The organism is Gordonia insulae (assembly GCF_003855095.1).
GTDB lineage: Bacteria > Actinomycetota > Actinomycetes > Mycobacteriales > Mycobacteriaceae > Gordonia > Gordonia insulae.
In genome coordinates this window covers 851034-871307 of the sequence record NZ_CP033972.1, presented here as the reverse complement: position 1 = coordinate 871307, position 20274 = coordinate 851034, and the positions used below count along the sequence as shown (strand labels likewise).

18 protein-coding genes are annotated in these 20274 nt (G+C 68.5%); 5 read left to right on the top strand and 13 right to left on the bottom strand.

Annotated elements, in window-relative coordinates; all coding sequences use genetic code 11:
* Positions 1–32 precede the first annotated feature (32 nt).
* Complete coding sequence (gene aspS, locus D7316_RS04125; RefSeq protein WP_124707164.1) at positions 33–1835, bottom strand: aspartate--tRNA ligase; 1803 nt, start codon at positions 1833–1835, stop codon at positions 33–35.
* A gap of 51 nt (positions 1836–1886) precedes the next feature.
* Here aspS and D7316_RS27065 point away from each other — a divergent pair, with 51 nt between their 5' ends.
* From D7316_RS27065 to D7316_RS04115, 3 genes are read left to right on the top strand one after another with little or no spacing between them, the layout of a single operon-like run.
* Positions 1887–2057 (top strand): hypothetical protein, encoded by a 171-nt coding sequence (locus tag D7316_RS27065; RefSeq protein WP_164473720.1) that lies wholly within the window; start codon positions 1887–1889, stop codon positions 2055–2057.
* Positions 2058–2089: 32 nt separating this feature from the next.
* A complete protein-coding gene (ypfJ, locus tag D7316_RS04120) occupies positions 2090–2953 on the top strand; it encodes a KPN_02809 family neutral zinc metallopeptidase (RefSeq protein WP_124707163.1) in 864 nt (287 codons plus the stop codon).
* The gene (locus D7316_RS04115; RefSeq protein ID WP_197718182.1) at positions 2950–4614 is read left to right on the top strand and encodes a DUF885 domain-containing protein; all 1665 of its coding nucleotides are present in this window, start codon (positions 2950–2952) and stop codon (positions 4612–4614) included. The genes ypfJ and D7316_RS04115 overlap by 4 nt, the downstream gene beginning before the upstream one ends.
* Before the next feature lie 25 nt (positions 4615–4639).
* Here the strand turns inward: D7316_RS04115 and hisS are convergent, their stop codons facing one another.
* Together hisS and D7316_RS04105 are read right to left on the bottom strand one after the other, a co-directional pair.
* Positions 4640–5905: a histidine--tRNA ligase gene (gene hisS, locus D7316_RS04110; protein WP_124707162.1), complete on the bottom strand. Its 1266-nt coding sequence runs from the start codon at positions 5903–5905 to the stop codon at positions 4640–4642.
* Positions 5902–6654 carry an MBL fold metallo-hydrolase gene (locus tag D7316_RS04105; RefSeq protein WP_124707161.1) on the bottom strand — a complete coding sequence of 251 codons (753 nt, stop codon included), beginning with the start codon at positions 6652–6654 and terminating at the stop codon, positions 5902–5904. The genes hisS and D7316_RS04105 overlap by 4 nt, the downstream gene beginning before the upstream one ends.
* A 200-nt stretch (positions 6655–6854) precedes the next feature.
* On the opposite strand from D7316_RS04105, the gene D7316_RS04100 reads away from it, so the two are divergent.
* Entirely contained in the window at positions 6855–7793 is a 939-nt protein-coding gene (locus D7316_RS04100; protein ID WP_124707160.1) for a peptidylprolyl isomerase, read from the top strand.
* A 22-nt stretch (positions 7794–7815) separates the two neighbouring features.
* Here the strand turns inward: D7316_RS04100 and D7316_RS04095 are convergent, their stop codons facing one another.
* From D7316_RS04095 to ruvC, 9 genes are all read right to left on the bottom strand, one after another.
* Entirely contained in the window at positions 7816–10290 is a 2475-nt protein-coding gene (locus tag D7316_RS04095; protein WP_197718181.1) for a RelA/SpoT family protein, read from the bottom strand.
* 83 nt (positions 10291–10373) lie between these two features.
* The gene (locus tag D7316_RS04090; protein WP_124707159.1) at positions 10374–10970 is read right to left on the bottom strand and encodes an adenine phosphoribosyltransferase; all 597 of its coding nucleotides are present in this window, start codon (positions 10968–10970) and stop codon (positions 10374–10376) included.
* Positions 10963–12612, bottom strand: coding sequence for an ABC transporter substrate-binding protein (locus D7316_RS04085; RefSeq protein WP_124711090.1), 1650 nt, complete (start codon positions 12610–12612; stop codon positions 10963–10965). Before D7316_RS04085 ends, D7316_RS04090 begins: the two co-directional genes overlap by 8 nt.
* Positions 12613–12685: 73 nt before the next feature.
* Entirely contained in the window at positions 12686–13879 is a 1194-nt protein-coding gene (secF, locus tag D7316_RS04080; protein ID WP_124711089.1) for a protein translocase subunit SecF, read from the bottom strand.
* Positions 13880–14013: 134 nt separating this feature from the next.
* The gene (gene secD / locus D7316_RS04075) at positions 14014–15615 is read right to left on the bottom strand and encodes a protein translocase subunit SecD (RefSeq protein WP_124707158.1); all 1602 of its coding nucleotides are present in this window, start codon (positions 15613–15615) and stop codon (positions 14014–14016) included.
* A 159-nt stretch (positions 15616–15774) separates the two neighbouring features.
* Complete coding sequence (gene yajC, locus D7316_RS04070; RefSeq protein ID WP_124707157.1) at positions 15775–16194, bottom strand: preprotein translocase subunit YajC; 420 nt, start codon at positions 16192–16194, stop codon at positions 15775–15777.
* 165 nt (positions 16195–16359) lie between these two features.
* Entirely contained in the window at positions 16360–17451 is a 1092-nt protein-coding gene (gene ruvB / locus D7316_RS04065; RefSeq protein WP_124707156.1) for a Holliday junction branch migration DNA helicase RuvB, read from the bottom strand.
* Positions 17448–18047 carry a Holliday junction branch migration protein RuvA gene (gene ruvA / locus D7316_RS04060; RefSeq protein ID WP_124707155.1) on the bottom strand — a complete coding sequence of 200 codons (600 nt, stop codon included), beginning with the start codon at positions 18045–18047 and terminating at the stop codon, positions 17448–17450. Before ruvA ends, ruvB begins: the two co-directional genes overlap by 4 nt.
* On the bottom strand, positions 18044–18643 hold the full coding sequence (ruvC, locus tag D7316_RS04055) for a crossover junction endodeoxyribonuclease RuvC (RefSeq protein WP_124707154.1): 600 nt from the start codon (positions 18641–18643) through the stop codon (positions 18044–18046). Before ruvC ends, ruvA begins: the two co-directional genes overlap by 4 nt.
* A 99-nt stretch (positions 18644–18742) precedes the next feature.
* Here ruvC and D7316_RS04050 point away from each other — a divergent pair, with 99 nt between their 5' ends.
* The gene (locus D7316_RS04050; protein ID WP_124707153.1) at positions 18743–19363 is read left to right on the top strand and encodes a nucleoside/nucleotide kinase family protein; all 621 of its coding nucleotides are present in this window, start codon (positions 18743–18745) and stop codon (positions 19361–19363) included.
* A 24-nt stretch (positions 19364–19387) separates the two neighbouring features.
* Here the strand turns inward: D7316_RS04050 and D7316_RS04045 are convergent, their stop codons facing one another.
* Positions 19388–20140 carry a YebC/PmpR family DNA-binding transcriptional regulator gene (locus D7316_RS04045; RefSeq protein WP_124707152.1) on the bottom strand — a complete coding sequence of 251 codons (753 nt, stop codon included), beginning with the start codon at positions 20138–20140 and terminating at the stop codon, positions 19388–19390.
* Positions 20141–20274 lie beyond the last annotated feature (134 nt).

Here is a 20274-nt window from a genome sequence, read left to right as displayed (position 1 = left end):
GAATCCGACACACTCCACGCCACCGGCCGAGATCAGGACTCCGAGGGCGCCTCGGCCACGGCGTCCTGCTTGCGCGGGGCCGGCTTGGCGTCGATCCCGGACTCCTTGCGTTGTTGCGCGGTGATCGCCGCGGGAGCGTCGGTCAGCGGATCGACGCCGCCACCCGACTTCGGGAACGCGATCACCTCACGGATGGAGTTCTGGCCCGCGAGCAGAGCGGTGATCCGGTCCCAGCCGAAGGCGATGCCGCCGTGCGGCGGGGCGCCGAATGCGAAGGCGTCGAGCAGGAAGCCGAACTTCTCCTGCGCCTCGTCATGGCCGATACCCATGATCTCGAAGACCCGTTCCTGCACCTCGCGGCTGTGGATACGGATCGATCCGCCACCGATCTCGTTGCCGTTGCAGACGATGTCGTAGGCGTAGGCCAGTGCGGAACCGGGATCGGTCTCCAGCGTGTCCAGCGACTCGGGCTTGGGCGCGGTGAAGGCGTGGTGCACGGCGGTCCAGGCCCCGGATCCGACCGCGACGTCACCACTGGCGGTCGCGTCGTCGGCCGGCTCGAACAGCGGCGCATCGACGACCCAGGTGAACGCCCAGTCCCCGTCCTTGATCAATCCCAGACGGTCCGCGATCTCACCACGCGCGGCGCCCAGGAGTGCCCGTTGCGCCTTCACCGGTCCGGCGGCGAAGAACACACAGTCGCCGGGGTTCGCACCCACGTGGGCCACCAGGCCCGCACGCTCGGCGTCGGAGAGGTTCTTGGCGACCGGGCCACCGAGTTCACCGTCTTCACCGACGAGCACATACGCCAGCCCCTTGGCACCGCGTTGCTTGGCCCATTCCTGCCAGGCGTCGAGCTGACGACGCGGCTGGGACGCGCCGCCGGGCATGACCACCGCGCCGACGTAGGGCGCCTGGAACACGCGGAACGGAGTGTCGGCGAAGAACTCGGTGCATTCGACGAGTTCGATGCCGAAACGCAGGTCCGGCTTGTCGCTGCCGAAGCGACGCATCGCCTCGGCGTAGGTGATCCGCGGAATCGGGGTCGTGATCTCCACACCGATCAGCTGCCACAGGGCGACGAGGATCTGCTCCGCGAGCGCGATCACGTCGTCCTGGTCGACGAAGCTCATCTCGACGTCCAGCTGGGTGAACTCCGGCTGCCGGTCGGCGCGGAAATCCTCGTCGCGGTAGCAGCGCGCGATCTGGTAGTACCGCTCCATCCCCGCGACCATGAGCAGCTGCTTGAACAGCTGCGGACTCTGCGGCAGGGCGTAGAAGGTCCCCGGCTGCAATCGCGCCGGGACCAGGAAGTCGCGGGCACCCTCGGGTGTCGAGCGGGTCAGCGTCGGCGTCTCGATCTCGACGAAATCGTGGTCGTCGAGGACCCCGCGGGCGGCGGCATTGACCTTGGAGCGCAGGCGGAGCGCATGCGCCGGACCCTCCCGGCGCAGGTCGAGGTACCGATAGTGCAGACGAGCCTCCTCGCCCGGCGTCTCGTCGAGCTGGAACGGCAGGGGCGCCGAGGCGTTGAGCACCTCGAGGGAGACCGCGTTGATCTCGATCTCGCCCGAGGACAGGTTCGGGTTCTCGCTGCCGGCCGGACGTTCCTCGACGACGCCGGTGACGGCGACGCAGAACTCGGCGCGGAGTCGGTGGGCTGCTTCGGCCACCGCCTCGTCGCGGAAGACCACCTGGACCAGACCCGAGCTGTCGCGCAGGTCGATGAAGACCACGCCACCGTGATCGCGACGACGGGCGACCCAACCGGCGACGGTGACGGTCTGCGAGGCGTCGGTGCGGCGAAGCGAACCGGCGAGATGCGTGCGGAGCACTCAGAGTCCTTCCAAGGGGGTACGAGACGAATCTCGGCTCATCCTACTTTCGTGACCAGCACCGGACCGCACCCGGCCGTGCCCGCACGCCTCCCGCCGGGGGTACGGGCGACACGCACCCGCGACATTGTCGTCGATCGGAACGTCGACGTCGTGCGGGCGAATATGCTCGACCGTGGGCGGAACCCGGACATCACCGACCGGGCCGCGGGGCCGTGTTGAGCCGGACCAATGGACGCGGGACGAGGAGCGACATGACTTTTCAAGGTGGCGGTCCCCTGGACACCAGCAACGTGTCCGGCGGCGGCGGAGGTGGCGGGATGGGCCGCATCGCCCTCGGTGGCGGGGCCGGACTCGTGTTCACCCTGATCGCCTTGTTCTTCGGGATCGACCCGGGCGCCATCACGGGCGGTTCCGGCACCGGGAGCTCGATGAGCAGCCAGGGCTCATCCGAACTCGACGCGCACATCCAGTCGTGCAACGTCGAGAAGGCCAACACCGACGACATCTGCCGCATCGTCGCCACCACCAACAGCCTCGACGACGTCTGGTCGGATCTGATGCAGGGTTACACGCCACCGAACACCAAGATCTTTGTCGGATCGGTCAACACCGGATGCGGCCCGGCGACCTCGGCGACCGGACCCTTCTATTGTCCCGCCGACCAGACCGCGTACTTCGATCCGTCCTTCTTCGCCCAGCTCGAGCAGATGGGCGGCAGCGACGGCCCACTCGCGCAGGAGTACGTCGTCGCACACGAATACGGCCACCACGTGCAGAACCTGACCGGCGCGCTGCAGAAGGGCAACCGGATGGGTTCGCAGGGACCGAAATCGGGATCTGTGCGAGTCGAATTGCAGGCGGACTGCCTCGCCGGCGTGTGGGCCTATCACGCGGACAAGGGCCCGGACGCCATGCTCGAACCGCTGACACAGGACCAGATCGCGAGTGTCATCCAGACCGCCAAGGCGATCGGCGACGACACCATTCAGGGTGCCAACTCCAACCCGGAGGGCTGGACGCACGGCTCCGCCCAGCAACGGGCCCGCTGGTTCGGGATCGGCTACGACGCCGGCGATCCCCGTCGCTGCGACACGTTCGCCACCAACGATCTGTGACCGACCACCGAGGTGCGGTGCCGCGCACGCCGACGGCCGTCGACCGCCTCGCCGACACCTACCTCGCCGATCAGGCGAGCCTCGACCCACTGTTCGCGACCGAGATCGGCATCGGCGGCCACGATCACCTGCTGACCGACTTCTCGCCCGGCGCATGCGCGGCCAGAACCGCGGCAGCCCGCGCGACGGTGCACGCGCTGGCCGAGGCCCCCATCATCGACGACGTCGACCGGGTCACCGTGGCCACCATGTCGGCCTCACTGCACCGTGAGATCGCGCTGGCCGATACCGGTGAACGCGTGGGCGATTGCAACGTCATCGCGTCTCCTCTGCAAGCGGTGCGCGACGTCTTCGATCTGATGTCGACATCCACGCGGGACGCCCGCGAGGTGTTCGTGTCGCGGCTGCAGGCCCTGCCCGCCTGTGTCGACACGGTGATCGACGGTCTGCGCCACCGGGTGGCCCACGGCCCGGCACTCGCGCGGCGACAGGTGGAACTGGTTGCCGCCCAAGCCGATGACGCGGCCGGCGCGATCGCGGCCGACACCATGGCGATCGCCGCGGACCCGGCGCTGTCACGGCCTCTCGAGGTCGCACTCGGTGATGTCCGGCTGGCGTTCGCCGCGCTTGCGGCAGTGCTGCGCACCGAGGTGTTGCCGACCGCGACGGACGACGATGCCGTCGGCCGGGAACGCTACCTGCGGTTCCTACCCGCCTACCTGGGCGCCGACGTCGACCCCGACGAGGCCTACGCCTACGGTCTGGATCGCCTCGCATCGATCATCTCCGAACAGTCCACGATCGCCGCGGACCTCGTGCCCGGCGGGGACGTGCGCGATGCGCTCGCACATCTCGACACCCTGCCGCAGTACGCGATCCACGATCGTCACGCGTTCGTCGAATGGATGCAGGAACTCTCGGACCGCGCGGTGGACGGTCTCACCGGGACCCATTTCGACATCCCGTCCCGCCTCACCCGGCTCGAGTGTCGTCTCGCCCCGTCGTCGACCGGGATCATCTACTACACACAGCCGAGCGCCGACCTCACCCGTCCCGGCCGGATGTGGTGGTCGGTGCCGCCGGAACAGACGGTCTTCCACACGTGGCAGGAGACGACCACGGTCTTCCACGAGGGCGTGCCCGGCCACCACCTGCAACTCGGTTCGGCCATCGTCAGCGACGACCTCAACTCGTGGCGCAAGCTGGCGTCGTTCACCTCGGGACACGGCGAGGGTTGGGCGCTGTACGCCGAACGTCTGATGGGCGAGCTCGGCTGGCTCGACGACCCGGGCGACCGGATGGGCATGCTCGACTCCCAACGACTGCGCGCGGCCCGCGTCGTCGTCGACATCGGCCTGCACTGCGGGCTACCTGCCCCGGCCGCCCTCGGCGGCGGTACCTGGAACGCGGACAAGGCGTGGCAGTTCCTGACCGAGTCGGTCGCGATGGACCGCGCGGTGCTGCGATTCGAGCTGAACCGGTATCTCGGCTGGCCCGGGCAGGCACCGTCCTACGCTCTGGGACAGCGTGTCTGGGAACAGACCCGCACCGCGGCCCTGGCCGCGCACCCCGAGTGGTCGCTCAAGGACTTCCACACCCGGGCACTCGCGCTCGGCGGGGTGTCACTGGATGTGCTGGCGGACGAACTGACCCGGGTCTGAACGCCTGGCAGGAACTCACGGCCGATCACCCGAGCAGGCGGGCGACCTCCTCGATGAGCCCATCCAGCGAAAGGGCATGCTGCTCACCATTGCTCAGATCCTTGACCTCGATACGTCGCTCCTCGAGTTCACGGTCGCCGAGCACGAGCGCCAGGCGCGCACCCGACCGATCGGCCGCCTTCATCGCACCCTTGAGGCCACGGTCGCCGTATGCCAGGTCGACGCTGATGCCTGCCGCCCGCAAACGTCCTGCGACGCCGACCAATTCGGCCTTCGCGTCGGCGCCCAGCGGCACGCCGAACACCTGACAGCGGGCGACATCGGCGTGGGCGACACCTTCGGCCTCCATCGCGAGCATGGTGCGGTCGACACCGAGCCCGAATCCGATGCCCGACAGATCCTGCTTGCCGCCGATCTGCTTCATCAGCCCGTCGTACCGGCCGCCGCCACCGATGCCCGACTGCGCACCGAGTCCGTCGTGCACGAACTCGAACGTGGTCTTCGTGTAGTAGTCGAGGCCGCGTACCAGCCGCGGATTGAGCTCGTACGGCACACCGAGGCGTTTGAGATTGGTCAGGACGAGATCGAAATGCGTGCGTGCCTCGTCCGAGAGGAAGTCGATGAGCAGGGGCGCCTCGGCCGTCGCGGCCTTCACCTCGGGACGCTTGTCGTCGAGCACGCGCAGCGGGTTGATCTCCGCGCGCTTGCGGGTCGGCTCGTCGAGGTCCAGACCGAACAGGAACTCCTGCAACGCTTCTCGATAAGGGCCACGGCTCTCGTTGTCGCCCAGCGAGGTGATCTCCAGTCGGAAGCCGGACAATCCGAGGCGACGGTAACCCTCGTCGGCGATCGCGATCACCTCGGCGTCGAGCGCAGGATCGTCGACCCCGATGGCCTCCACCCCCACCTGCTGCAACTGGCGGTAGCGGCCGGTCTGCGGCTTCTCGTAACGGAAGAACGGTCCGGCATAGCACAGCTTGACCGGGAGTTGTCCGCGGTCGAGACCGTGCTGGATGACGGCACGCATCACGCCCGCCGTGCCCTCCGGTCGCAGGGTCACCGACCGATCGCCCCGGTCGGCGAAGGTGTACATCTCCTTGCTGACGACATCGGTCGATTCGCCGACGCCGCGCGCGAAGAGCGCGGTGTCCTCGAAGATCGGGAGTTCGATGTGCCCGTAACCGGCCAGGCGGGCGGCGTCGGTCAGGGTGTCGCGGACCCGGCGGAAGTCCGCCGAGTTCGGCGGGAAGTAGTCGGGTATGCCTCTCGGCGCGGCGAAGTCGGCGCTCACAGTCCGAATCGTCCCTTCTTCACAGTGTCCGATGTCGACGAGCCGGGTGTGCTCATGCCGGCGAGGAACGGATTACTCGCCCGCTCCGCCCCGATCGACGTCTGCGGCCCGTGCCCGGGCAGGACCTGGGTGTGGTCGGGCAGCGGCAACAATTTGTCCCCGATGGAGTCGAGCAGTTGCTGATGGTCTCCGCCGGGCAGGTCGGTACGCCCGATCGACCCGGCAAACAGTACGTCACCGGAGAAGCACACCGGGACCACCTCGGGCGTGCCCGGGGCACGTTCGGCCGGTTCCACCTCGATCGGCACCTCGATGCCGAGGAGCACCGAACCCTGGGTGTGCCCGGGTGCCAGGTCGACCGAGATGCGGATGCCCGCGAGATCGACGTCCTCGCCATCGGCGAAATCGATCACCTTCTCCGGTTCGCGGAACTCGAGCGACCCGATCACCGACTCCAGCGCCCGGCCGAGACCCATTCCCGGGTCGGCGAGCATCGGCCGGTCGGCCGGGTGGATGTAGGCCGGGATCGAGTGCTCGTCGCACAGCTCCGCGGCGTTCCACGTGTGGTCGAGGTGACCGTGGGTGAGCAGCACCGCGACCGGCGTGAGGTCGTGCTCCGCGAGCAACTCCCGGACGCGCGGGGCGGCGTCCTGCCCCGGGTCGATGATGACCGCTTCGGAGCCCGCCTCGGAGGCGAGGAGATAGCAGTTGGTCTGGAACATCCCCGCCGCGAATCCGGTGATCAGCATCCGTCCATTGTCGCAAACGGCCCGGTGACGCCACTCGTCACGGGGTCGTCGACACGCGCCCCGGCCATCGAACTCTCAGGTTCGGCTGGCACACTGGCCTGTCGATGTAGCATCAGCGCCGGTCGAGGCCTCGACGGCACGTCCGGCATGCCCATCCCCCGGGGGAACCACGGCACACGAGTCCAGGAGGGTCCAACCGCGTGTCCACCAACGAGGAACGTCGCGAAGCCGCCAAGCGAAAGCTGGAGGAGCGCCTCGAACGCGAACGCCAGGAAAAGCGACGCCGCAAACTGATCATCGCCTCGGTCTCCACCGTGGTGGTTGTCGCGATCGTCGCGACGGCGACGACGTTGATCGTGAAGAAGGTCCTCGATGACCGCGAGGCCGCCCGGTGGACGTCGTGCGCCTACGAAGACACGCCGAGCCGATTCGATCAGTTGCCCAAGGAGGTCCCCGCCGAGGTCCCGGCCGATCAACGCGCCCAGGCGCAGGCCTACCTCGACGAGATGAAGGCCGGTGAGGCCAAACAGCGCACATCGCCCAAGCCCGACTCCCAGCAGCTCAAGGACGGCACCGCCGACATGGTGCTCGACACCAACCAGGGTGCGATCCCGATCACCCTTCAGCGCACCGGCGCGCCGTGCAACACGGGTGCGGTGATCTCGTTGGCGGAGAACAACTTCTACAACAACTCCCCATGTCACCGGATCACCGAGAGCGAGAGCCTGAAGGTGCTGCAGTGCGGCGATCCGACCGGGACCGGCGCGGGTGGCCCGGGATGGTCGAGTCCCGACGAACTGCCCACCGACCTCAAGCCCGCCGGTCAGCCTGCCGACCCGATGACCCAGCAGGGACCGGTGATCTACCCACGCGGCACGGTCGCGATCGCGAACAGCAACAATCCCCAAACCGGACAGTCGAATACGGGTTCGAGCCAGTTCTTCCTGGTCCTCCAGGACAGCCAGCTCGCGCCGAACTACACCGTCGTCGGCAAGGTCGACCCGGGCGGCCTCACCGTGCTGGACAAGATCGCGAAGAACGGTCTCACCCCCGGCCCGAACGGCAATGCGCAGGACGGCCGCCCCAAGCAGCCCGTCGACATCGCCACGGCGACCGTGGACGCCGGCAGCCAGGACTGACACCCGAGATGACCTCGGCGGCTCAGGCCGCCGAGGTCACCCGGTAGACGTCGTAGACACCCTCGACGTTGCGCACGACGTTCAGTACGTGCCCGAGGTGCTTGGGATCGCCCATCTCGAAGGTGAACTTGCTGATCGCCACCCGATCGCGACTGGTGGTCACCGACGCCGACAGGATGTTCACACGTTCATCGGCGAGGACCTTGGTGACGTCGGACAGCAGGCGATGACGGTCGAGCGCCTCCACCTGGATGGCCACCAGGAAGACCGATGAGGGCGACGGCGCCCACGTCACCTCGATGATCCGTTCGGACTGCCCGCGCAACGCCTCGGCGTTGGTGCAGTCGGTCCGGTGCACGCTGATGCCGCCACCGCGGGTCACGAAACCCAGGATCTCGTCGCCGGGTACCGGCGTACAGCACTTGGCCAGCTTGGCCATCACGTTGTCGAGACCCTCCACCACGACGCCGGCATCACCGCCCTGACGTGTCCGGGTCGGCAGCGTCGACGGGGTCGAGCGCTCGGCGATCTCGTCGACCGCGTCGTCGAGGCCACCGAGCGAGGCCACCAGACGGCTCACGACATGGCGCGCCGAGACGTGATGCTCCCCCACCGCTGTGTAGAGCGCGGTGACGTCGGCGTACCGGAGTTCCTTGGCGATCGACGCCAACGATTCGGCACTCATCAAGCGCTGCAACGGCAATCCGCCTCGACGGACCTCTTTGGCGATGGCGTCCTTGCCCGTCTCGAGGGCCTCTTCGCGGCGTTCCTTGGCGAACCACTGGCGGATCTTGGCCTTCGCCCGGGGCGAGACGACGAAATTCTGCCAGTCCTTCGACGGGCCGGCGTTGGGCGCCTTCGAGGTGAAGACCTCGATGACCTCGCCGTTCTCCAGGGTGCGTTCGAGTGCGACCAACCGACCGTTGACGCGGGCGCCGATACAACGGTGTCCGACCTCGGTGTGCACGGCATAAGCGAAGTCGACCGGGGTGGAACCCGCCGGAAGGGTGATCACGTCGCCCTTCGGGGTGAACACGAAGATCTCCTGCACCGCGAGGTCGTAGCGCAGCGACTCCAGGAATTCGCCCGGATCGGCAGCCTCCCGCTGCCAGTCGAGCAACTGGCGCATCCACGCCATCTCGTCGATCTCGCCGGCGTCGGAGGATTTGCGCGGGTTCTTGCCCCGTCGCTCCTTGTACCGCCAGTGCGCGGCGATGCCGAACTCGGCGGTCCGGTGCATCTCCTGGGTGCGGATCTGCACCTCGAGCGGCTTGCCCTCCGGCCCGATCACCGTCGTGTGCAGGGACTGGTAGACGCCGAAGCGCGGCTGGGCGATGTAATCCTTGAACCGACCTGCCATCGGCTGCCACAGCGAATGCACCACGCCGACCGCGGCGTAACAGTCGCGGACCTCGTCGCAGAGAATCCGGACCCCGACGAGGTCGTGGATGTCGTCGAAATCGCGGCCCTTGACGATCATCTTCTGATAGATCGACCAGTAGTGCTTGGGCCTGCCCTCGACGGCCGCCGAGATGCGCGCCGCTCCCAGTGCGTTGTTGATGTCGGCGCGGACCCGCGCCAGGTAGGTGTCCCGCGACGGCGCACGATCGGCCACCAGCCGGACGATCTCCTCGTACCGCTTGGGATGCAGAATCGCGAACGACAGGTCCTCGAGTTCCCACTTGACCGTCGCCATACCGAGCCGATGCGCAAGCGGCGCAATCACTTCCAGTGTCTCGCGCGCCTTGCGTGCCTGCTTCTCCGGGGGCAGGAAGCGCATGGTCCGCATGTTGTGCAGCCGGTCGGCGACCTTGATCACCAGCACGCGTGGATCGCGCGCCATCGCGATGATCATCTTGCGGATCGTCTCCGCCTCCGCGGCGCTGCCGAGGGCGACCTTGTCCAGCTTGGTCACGCCGTCGACGAGATGGGCGACCTCGACCCCGAAATCCTTCTCGAGTTGCTCGAGCGAATACCCGGTGTCCTCGACGGTGTCGTGCAGCAGGGCGGCCACGAGCGTCGTCGTGTCCATACCGAGGTCGGCGAGAATCGTCGCCACCGCCAGCGGATGGGTGATGTACGGGTCACCCGACTTGCGCGTCTGTCCGTCATGGCGCTCGTCGGCGACGTCGTAGGCGTGCTGCAGCAGCGCGACGTCGGCCTTCGGGTAGATCTCACGATGCAGCGTGACCAGCGGCTCGAGGACGGGCCGCACCGAGCTACGGGTGGCGGTCATCCGGCGTGCGAGGCGGGCACGGACGCGCCGCGACGCCGACGACGACGGGGCGCCCAGGGCGTCCGAACCGGCGCGTTGCGGTGTGCGCTGAGCACCCGCGCCGACGGTGAGCGGCTCGTCGGCGGACGTGGCGGCATCGCCCGCTCCCGGGTCGGCCGGTCGGGGTTGCGCACGGGGTCGGTCCGGTCGCGCGCCGGACGATTCCGTCACCGGCGCCTCGGCGCTCTCCTCGCGGGCACTCGTGTCGATCTCGTCGTGCATCGTGACCTCCTCTCCCATCCGTCCCGGACAACAATCGTTGACGCGAGTCTAGTCCGGAGTCGCCGACGACCCGCGGCCTTCTCTCAGCCGACGGTGACGGCGTGAACCGGCAGGTCGGCGCCCAGCCCGTCGGCAATGGTCGCGCGGCCACCGAGGCCATCGAGTTCCATGATCACCGCGACGCCGACGACATGGGCTCCGGCCCGCTGCAGCAGTTCGGCCGCTGCGACCGCGGTGCCGCCGGTCGCGAGCACGTCGTCCACCAGGAGTACCCGCTGACCGGTGATGTCGATGCCGCTGGCCGGGATCTCCAGACTCGCGGTGCCGTATTCGAGGGTGTAGTCGACGCTGTGCACAGGCGGGGGCAGCTTGCCGCCCTTACGAACCGCCAGCACGCCGACCTCGAGTTCGCGGGCGACCGCGCCCCCGAGGAGGAACCCGCGCGCGTCGATGCCGGCGACGAGGTCGATGCCGCGGCAACCATGCGTGAGCGCGGTGACCACCGAGGAGAGACCGACCGGGTCGGCGAGCACCGGGGTGAGGTCCTTGAAGGCGATGCCGGGCTTCGGGAAGTCCGCGACCATCCGCGCATGGACCGCGATGGCCTCCCGTGCCTCGTCGAGCGCACGCGCGGTCACGTCGTCCGCGGGTCCCGACCGAAGGTTGTCTGCGTCAGTCACGTACCGTCCACCGATCCATGTTCCATCCGGTTCCGTTGCGACCCAGCCCGGCCACCACGTTATCGACCCGACCGCCCCACCGCTGGACGCGGGGCGCGGCGAACAACGGGATCGACGGCAGACTCGACCACGCGGCGTTCTCGATGGCTCGCACCAGTGGCAGGCGATCGGCAGCGAGATCGGACGCGACGAGTTCGTCGATCGCGCCGCTGACCTCGGGACTACGGAACCCACCCAGGTTCAGCGGGTCACCGCCCCGGAGCTGGTAGGCGTCGCGCGACGGGTTGGCCGCGCCGGCCGCCGCGAAAGCGGCGCCGTTGGCGACCAACAGCGCGTCCACGTCGCGCCCCAACGCCCCGGGAGCGATCTCCGGTGAACCCGCATCGACGACGTCGATGCCCACCCGCCGACACGACTCGGCCATCGCGGCGACCATCTGCTGCCGTCGCACGGTCGGTGCGAGGTAGCCGATCCGGATCCGCAACGGACCGGCGCGGGCGCCGTCGGGGTCGGCGCTCAATGTCCGCGCCCGCGGGAGGTCGGGACGCGAGTACGCCCGCCCGAACGCGCCGTTGAGCTGTGCCGCCAGATTGTCGGACGGCGCGAGAACCCGCAGATTCCACACCTGCGCGCCCTGACCGAACTGTCGGGCCAACGCATCCCGCGGCACGCACGACGCGAACGCCTGCCGGGCGCGCAGATCAGCGAACACACCTCTCTGCGAGAGCACCAGCTCCTCGACCGCCAGGGCCCGATTCGGTTGCGGCAGCGGCTGTGTCGAGGTACCCGACGGAGTCACCTCGTCCCCGGTGAGCCCGGCGGTGATGTCGGCGACGTCGAAAGCGCCGTCGGGGATGCGTCGTTCGGCATCGGTCCCCCGACCCCACACGACGATCCGCGGAGTGGCCGGCGCATCACCCCACCATTTGTCGTTCGCCACCAGCACGAGACCACCGGACTTCGAGTATCGATCCACCCGATACGGTCCCGACGACGGGAAGCGAGCCGCGTCGATGGGGCCGGGCGTCAAGGTGAAGCCGCTGTTCCAGGATCGGGCGACCTTGGTGATGGCCGCCCCATCCGTCGCGCGGATCGCGTCGAGGACGTCCGGGATGCCCGCGTCGCGCGCGATCACATGCGCGGGCAGCAGTGTTCCCGCGCCGAACAGGGACAGCCAGTCGCGGTAGTCGCGGCCGCGCGCGAAGGTCGCGGTCGCGGTCTTGTCTCCGGGATTGCAGTCCATCCGCTCGATGTCACGATAGCCCGCCGTCGTCGCCGGCCGGAATCCGCGGAACCGACCGCTCATCGCCGCCCACGCGAGGACGAGGTCGTCGCAGTCGACGGCCTGTCCATCGGAATAGCGTGCCTCGGGATTGATCTCGTAGTGCAGGGTCAGACCGTCTCCCGGCACCGGGGTCACGGTGCCGATGTCGCGATCCGGCGTGACCTGCCCCTGCGCGCCGAGATAGCTGAACCCGGGCAAAATCCGGGTGGTGGCCATCAGGACGCCTGACGCGTTGCCATCGACGGTATTGGCGTTGTAGCTGTCGATCCGCGCATCCACCACGTAGTCGATGGTGGGCGGGCCGTCCTCGCCGCAGGCGGTCAACAGGCCCGCGGCGACCACGATCACACCCACCATCGAGAACAGGGTCGCGGACAGGCCGGTTCGTCGTCGGGCAGCCGCCCCGGTCCGCAGAGTCACGACGCGTAGGTTATCGCGACCGACGCCGTTTTCCGGTCGGAGCCTGCGGTGCGTCCGCTTCGGCGCGCCGCGACGTCCGCCCGGTGGACGAGCGCCCCCGGACCGGACGCGGCTCACGATAGTCGTCACCGGCGGCCACCCGGGCCCGCCGATCCAGCACGCGCTTGGTGTGCCGGGAGATGTCCTCACGACGTTCCTTGAGCGTCACCAGGAGCGGCGCCGCCAGGAAGATCGACGAGTACGCACCGACGACCACGCCGACGAGTTGGATCAGCGCGAGATCCTTCAGGGTGCCCACGCCCAGCAGCCAGACCGCGATGACCATCAGCGCGATGATCGGCAGCACCGAGATGATGGTGGTGTTGATCGAACGCATCAATGTCTGGTTGACCGCGAGGTTCGCCTGCTCGCCATACGTGCGCCGCGACGTCTGCAGGACCGACCGGGTGTTCTCCGCGACCTTGTCGAACACCACGACGGTGTCGTAGATCGAGAAACCGAGGATGGTCAGCAGACCGATGACGGTCGCCGGGGTGACCTCCCAGCCGACCAGCGAGTAGATGCCGGCGGTGACGATGATGTCGAAGAACAGCGACGCCAGTGCGGCTGTCGACATCTCCCGGTCGAACCGGATGGCGATGTAGACGAAGACGATCACCAGGAACACGGCCAGGGCGATCAGCATCTTCTCGGTGATCTCCCCGCCCCACGTCGAACTGACGTCGGAGGAACTCACCTCCGCGGCGGTCAGCCCCGGACCGAATTTGTCGGCCAGGGCTCGGGTCACCTGCTCGGTCTGGGCGATGGTCAGCGTCTCGGTACGGACCTGCACGGTCTCGCTCGACCCGGACCCGGCGGTCTGCACCGACTCCGGCTCCTCGCCGAGGGTCGCCGAGAAGACCTCCTCGACCGAATCGGAGGTGATGCCCGCCGACACCGGGATGGAGACCTGGGTGCCGCCCTCGAACTCGATACCGAGCGTGAACCCACGGATCGCGATCGATCCGATCGAGATCAGCAGGATCGCCGCCGTGACCAGGTACCAGGTGCGACGCTTCGCGATGATGTCGAACGCGCCGGTTCCGGTGTAGAGCCGGGACAGGAACGACCTGTCCTTCTCCGCGACGTAGTTGGCCTCGGAGGTCGGTGCCCCGGTGGCGCCGTCGGCCTCGTCGACGTCATCGACCAGCACGTCGGGTGCCATGGTTCCGGTGTCCTCGGCCCGCCCGCCGCCGGTGCGTCCGGAGTTGGGGCGCCCGGAGTCGGGGCGCGGCGGATTGCCACTGCCGCCGGTGGACCGCCCGGTGTCGGGACGGCCGGGATTGGGTGTCTGAAAACTCATTTCGCCGATCCTTCCGACGCCGTGGCCCGGTCCGGCCGGGTGGCCTGCCGTCGCCGGCGGGCAACCTCACTGACCGCGCCGAGGCCGTTGACGCTCGGCCGGGACAGGAACTCCGACCGGCTCGCGAGGACCACGAGCGGATGGGTCACCAGGAACACGACCACGATGTCGAGGATGGTGGTGAGGCCCAGGGTGAACGCGAAGCCGCGCACCTCACCGATGGCGAGGATGTAGATGACGGCGGCGGCGATGAAGCTGACCGCGTTGCCCGACCAGATCGTTCGCCGCGCGCTGGCCCAGCCGCGCGGCACCGCGGATCGGAAACTTCGGCCCTCCCGCATCTCGTCCTTTATTCGCTCGAAGTAGACGACGAACGAGTCGGCGGTCATGCCGATACCGATGATCAGGCCGGCGATGCCGGCGAGGTCGAGGGTGAACCCGATCCATCGTCCGAGCAGCACGATGATCCCGTAGACCATCAGCCCGGCCAGCACGAGCGACAACACCGTCAGGATGCCGAGCATCCGGTAGTAGAGCAGCGCATAGAGCAGCACGGCGATCAGACCGACCGCACCGGCGATCAGGCCGGCCTTGAGCGACGACAGACCCAGTGTGGCGGAGACGGTTTCGGCGTCGGAGGCCTCGAAGGACAGCGGCAGTGAGCCGTACTTCAACACGTTGGCGAGGTCCTTGGACTCCTGCTGCGTGAAGTTGCCGCTGATCTCGGTCTGGGGTGTCGTGATCGCGCCGCGGATCTGCGGCGCCGAGACGACCTTGGTGTCGAGGGTGAACGCGGTCTGCTTGCCGATGTTCTGACCTGTGTAGGTGGGCCAGAAGTTCTGCGCATCACCCTTGAACTCGACCTGCACGATCCAGGCACCCGCCTGCTGCGTAGTGCCGGCGGTGGCGTTCTTGATGTCGCGACCGTCGATGATCTCCGGTCCGAGCAGATAGACCTCGGTGCCGTCCTGCGAGCACGCCACCAGGTACTGATCGGGCAGGTCGTTGCCGAGCAACGGATCGTTCGCTCCCGGCGAGCAGTCCATCTTCGCCATCTGCGCGGTCAACGCATCCAGGTTCGCACCCTGCGGCGCCTGTCTGAGCTTGCGCTGCTCGTCGATCGCCGCGGCCGATGTCTCGCCGTTCTCGTCGGAGTCCTGCTCGTCCGCCGGCTTCGGCTGCGGCGTCGCCGCGGTGACATTCTCGACCGGGCGGACGAACAGCCGAGCGGTCTGACCCAGCGAACGGGCCTGCTTGCCATCGTCGCCGGGCACGGTGATCACGAGGTTGTTCCCGTTGACCACCACCTCGGAACCGGACACACCGAGCCCGTTCACACGCTGCTCGATGATCTGCTTCGCCTGGTTCAGCTGGTCGCGCGACGGCGGCTGGCCGTCCGGGGTGCGAGCGGTGAGCGTCACCCGGGTGCCGCCCTGCAGATCGATGCCCAGCTTGGGTGTCGGCGATCCGCCACCGGTGAAGAAGACCAATCCGTACACGACGGCCAACAACACGAGAAAAGCGGTCAGGGGTCTCCACGGCGGAATCTCACGTGGAGGTCCCGACCGCTTCGCCGACGCCCGGCGAGGTGTGGTCACTGCTGTTCTGGTCTCCTAGGGAAAGCGCGCTGGGGCACCGATCGGCGCCGGCACGCGCGGACGAGCCGGTCGGTCGACCACTCTACTGACTGCACGGTAAGTCCCGGCTGAGAGTCCAACCATGGCGCTGCGGGCGCACGATGCGCCCGCAGCGGGTGCTCACTTGTCGTCTGTGGGGTTCTCGCGCGGACGATCGGAAGAGAAGGTGTCGTCGGCCCGCGGGCTGACGTCGTCCGACGACGGCGTCGTGTCGATCTCGTCGGCATCGATCTGCTCGGGCCGCGCGGTGAGCGCGCCCGGGTAGGTCTCGGCGGCGTCCTCGGTCGGGACGACGCGCACGACGGCGAGTCGGTTGAAGCGGGTCACCACACCGGTCGCGATCTCCAGGTCGAGAAAATCCGCGGCCGAGTCGTCGACGACGGTGGCGAACATGCCGGACGTCAGCTGCACCCGGGCACCGGTGGCCACGGAGTTCTGCATGTTCTGCATCTCGGTCACGCGCTTCTTCTGCTTGCGGATGCTCAGGAACATGAACCCGGCCAGCAGGGCCAGCAGAAGGGGGAAGAAGAGGGACTCCATGATTACAGCAACAATCCTTGTCGGTTTGGTCGTGGCGGGTGTGGGTGGTATGTCCGGTTCGGCCGGTCAGCCGACGGCCACTCGAAGGCACGCTCGGACACACCCAACTCCTCCGAGGGCTGCACCCAGTGTGCCATGCCGCCTCGAGACGTTCATCGGTCCGGGCTATAGATCGTCGAACAGGCTCTCCGTGATCGCGTCCCGGGATCGCACCCCGAAACTGGCGTTCATCGCGCCGGCGGGCGGCGTCAGTCCGAGATGGTGCCAGGCCGCGGCCGTCGCGACGCGGCCGCGCGGCGTGCGCGCCATCATCCCGGCCCGCACCAGGAAGGGCTCACAGACCTCCTCGACGGTGGTCGGCTCCTCCCCCACGGCGACAGCCAGGGTGGACACCCCTACCGGACCGCCACCGAACCCGCGGACCAGCGCGTTGAGCACCGCGCGATCGAGTCGGTCGAAACCCAGGTCGTCGACGTCGTACACCGCGAGCGCGGCACGCGCGACCTCGACGGTGACCACGCCGTCGCTGCGGACCTCCGCGTAGTCGCGCACGCGGCGCAAAAGCCGGTTGGCGATCCGCGGCGTCCCCCGCGAGCGACGCGCGATCTCGGTGGACGCATCCGGCAGCAGTCGGATGCCGAGGATGCCCGCGGATCGACGCAGGACCCGGACCAGCTCGTCGGTCTCGTAGAACTCCATGTGCGCGGTGAAGCCGAAGCGGTCACGCAACGGGCCGGTCAGCGAACCGGATCGCGTGGTGGCACCGACCAGGGTGAACGGCGCGACGTCGAGTGGGATGGACGTCGCGCCCGGGCCCTTCCCCACGACGACATCGACACGGAAGTCCTCCATGGCGAGGTAGAGCATCTCCTCGGCGGGCCGGGCGATGCGGTGGATCTCGTCGATGAACAGCACGTCGCCGTCGACCAGGTTGGACAGCATCGCGGCGAGGTCACCCGCTCGTTCCAGCGCCGGCCCCGAGGTGACGCGGATCGCGGCTCCCATCTCGGCGGCGATGATCATCGCCAGAGACGTCTTGCCCAGTCCGGGCGGACCCGACATCAGGATGTGGTCGGGAGTGCCACCGCGCCCCTTCGCCCCCTGCAGGACGAGTTCGAGCTGCTCGCACACCCGGGGCTGGCCGATGAAGTCGGCCAGCGAGCGTGGCCGCAGGCCCGCGTCGAAGTCGCCGTCCGTGGGCTGTTCGGTCGGACTCACCGGACGTTCGTCGGGATCGGGCATCTCGTCGCGGGTCATGCCGTCTTCCCCAGCAGGGCCAGCGACTGCCGCAGGACGGTCGAGGCGTCGGCCTCGGGCGCGTCGGCCAGGACCGCGGCGACGGCCTTGTCCGCGGGTCCGGCCGTGAAGCCCAGCCCCACCAGCGCCTCGGCCACCTGCTCGCGCACCGTTCCGCCGATCGCCACGGCCGCACCACCGGCCGTGTGCGCGACCGGCACCTCGACCTTGTCGCGCAACTCCACGACGAGCCGTTCGGCGACCCGCTTGCCCACTCCGGGCACCGTGGTGAGCGCCTTCACGTCCGAATCGGCCAGGGCACGCCGCAGCGCGTCGGGTTCCAGGACCGCCAGGGTCGCCATCGCCAGGCGCGGCCCCACCCCCGTCACCGTCTGCAGCAACGCGAACAGCGAGCGGGCGTCGGGCTCGGTGAAGCCGTAGAGCGTCATGGAATCCTCACGCACGATCATCGAGGTGAGCAGCGTCGCCTCCTCGCCCCGGCGCACCGACGCCACGGTCGCGGGGGTCACCAGGACGCGATACCCGACGCCGGCACAGTCGATCACCACGTGGTCCAGCGCGACGTCGACGACAGGCCCACGAACGGATGCGATCACGCCGCTCCCCCCTTCGGCGTCCGTGCGGATTCCTTCGTCGCGACGGCGGCGCGGGCCACCCGCGCCCGATGGTGGCGGGCCAGTTCCTCCGCCTTGCGCTGCGCCTCGATCATCTTGTCGGTCGTCGGGCCACGCCAGCAGTGACAGATCGCCAGTGCCAGTGCGTCTGCGGCGTCGGCCGGTCGTGGTTTGGTCTGCATCCCCAGAATCCGGGTGACCATCGTCGTGACCTGCGCCTTGTCGGCGCGTCCGCTGCCGGTGACGGCCGCCTTGACCTCCGACGGCGTGTGGAAGCGGACCGGGACGGCCCGCTGTCCGGCGGCGAGTGCGATGACGCCGCCCGCCTGTGCGGTGCCCATCGCGGTCGAGACCTGGTTCTGCGCGAACACGCGCTCGATGGCGACCACATCGGGACGATGGACGTCGAGCCAGTGGCATGCGGCGGTGTAGATCGCGAGCAGACGATCGGCAAGATCCATGTCGCTGGGCGTACGGACCACGTCGACGTCGAGCGCCGTCACCGCCCGGCCGCGACCCGACTCCACCAGCGCGATCCCACACCGCGTCAGGCCGGGATCGACCCCCATCACACGCACGTACACCTCCACCGGGACGACCTGACCGAACAGTTGTTCGAGATTCTATCGGTCGTCGCCGACGAGCCGGGCGAGCAACACGCGACAATGGCACCTGCCATGCCCAGTTATCGCGCGATATCCCCGGACGGTCTCGTCGAGCTCTGTGCCGACCTCGCGGCCGGAGGGCCGGGGCGACGCGTCGTCGCCATCGACGGCGCCGACGCCGCGGCACCGGTGGCACTCGCGGCGGCCGTGGTCGAGCGGCTCGTCACGGCCGGCCGGTCGGCCGCGGCGGTCGCGATGGCCGACTTCGTCCGCCCCGCTTCGCTGCGGCTGGAGTACGGACACACCGACACCGAGAGCTACCAGACGATCTGGTTCGACCACGACGCCATCCGGCGCGAGGTGGCCGACGCGCTGCACACCCGGGGCGAATGGCTGCCCCGACTGTGGGATGCGGCCCGCGACAGGTCGTTTCGCGACCGCCCGCGGAAGGCAGCACCCGATCAGGTGCTTGTCGTGGCCGGACCGATGCTGCTCGGGAGCGCACTGCGCTTCGATGCGACGATCGCGCTGGTGATGAGCGAGGCGGCCCTGCGACGCCGGACTCCGCCCGACGACACATGGACGATCGAGGCGATACTCGACCATGCGCGGCAGGCACCGGCCGCGGACATCGAGGTCCGCTACGACCACCCCGACCGGCCCGCCGTCCGGACGGGTGATCCCGCGAAGTGATCAGCAGTCCCGGCCCGCTCGGGCTCAGGCGTCGAGTTCGGCGAGCACGTCGTCGCTGATGTCGACGTTGCTGTAGACGTTCTGCACGTCGTCGGAGTCCTCGAGGGCATCGATCAGTTTGAACACCTTGCGGGCCCCCTCGGCATCCACCGGAACCTCGACGGATGCGCGAAAATCGGCCTCGGCGGAGTCGTAGTCGATGCCGGCCTCCTGCAGGGCACTCCGGACGGCCACGAGATCGGTCGGCTCACTCACCACCTCGAAGCTCTCCCCGAGATCGTTGACCTCCTCGGCACCCGCATCGAGCACGGCCATCAGGATGTCGTCCTCGGACTGGCCGCCCTTCTCCAACGTCACCACACCCTTGCGGGTGAACAGATAGGACACCGACCCGGGATCGGCCATGTTCCCGCCGTTGCGGGTCATCGCGGTGCGCACCTCACCGGCCGCGCGATTGCGGTTGTCGGTGAGGCACTCGATCAGGATGGCGACACCGTTGGGGCCATAGCCCTCATAGGTGATGTTCTGCCAGTCCGCGCCGCCCGCCTCTTCACCGCCGCCGCGCTTACGCGCACGCTCGATGTTGTCGTTGGGCACCGACGACTTCTTCGCCTTCTGGATCGCGTCATAGAGCGTGGGGTTGCCTGCCGGATCACCGCCGCCGGTCCGCGCCGCCACCTCGATGTTCTTGATCAACTTGGCGAACATCTTGCCGCGCTTGGCGTCGATGACCGCCTTCTTGTGCTTCGTGGTGGCCCATTTGGAATGGCCGCTCATGAGACTCCGCATCCTTCTCGACAGTGGGCCCCGGGCGCCCCGCTCGGAGCGGCCGGGTCGGTACTGACGTGACCATCCGATGACGATCCGCCCAACGCCAAGATCTTACCGGTGCAGATCCGGACCGGTTCGGG

What these genes read in the sequence shown, in the direction of transcription:
- ypfJ (WP_124707163.1), top strand. Translation starts at nt 2,090, where the DNA reads ATGACTTTTCAAGGTGGCGGTCCCCTGGACACCAGCAACGTGTCCGGC.
- D7316_RS04050 (WP_124707153.1), top strand. Translation starts at nt 18,743, where the DNA reads ATGCCCAGTTATCGCGCGATATCCCCGGACGGTCTCGTCGAGCTCTGT.
- secF (WP_124711089.1), bottom strand. Translation starts at nt 13,879, where the DNA reads ATGGCACCCGACGTGCTGGTCGATGACGTCGACGAGGCCGACGGCGCC.
- D7316_RS04045 (WP_124707152.1), bottom strand. Translation starts at nt 20,140, where the DNA reads ATGAGCGGCCATTCCAAATGGGCCACCACGAAGCACAAGAAGGCGGTC.
- yajC (WP_124707157.1), bottom strand. Translation starts at nt 16,194, where the DNA reads ATGGAGTCCCTCTTCTTCCCCCTTCTGCTGGCCCTGCTGGCCGGGTTC.
- D7316_RS04085 (WP_124711090.1), bottom strand. Translation starts at nt 12,612, where the DNA reads ATGGTGGGTGTGATCGTGGTCGCCGCGGGCCTGTTGACCGCCTGCGGC.
- D7316_RS04105 (WP_124707161.1), bottom strand. Translation starts at nt 6,654, where the DNA reads ATGCTGATCACCGGATTCGCGGCGGGGATGTTCCAGACCAACTGCTAT.
- ruvB (WP_124707156.1), bottom strand. Translation starts at nt 17,451, where the DNA reads ATGACCCGCGACGAGATGCCCGATCCCGACGAACGTCCGGTGAGTCCG.
- D7316_RS04095 (WP_197718181.1), bottom strand. Translation starts at nt 10,290, where the DNA reads ATGCACGACGAGATCGACACGAGTGCCCGCGAGGAGAGCGCCGAGGCG.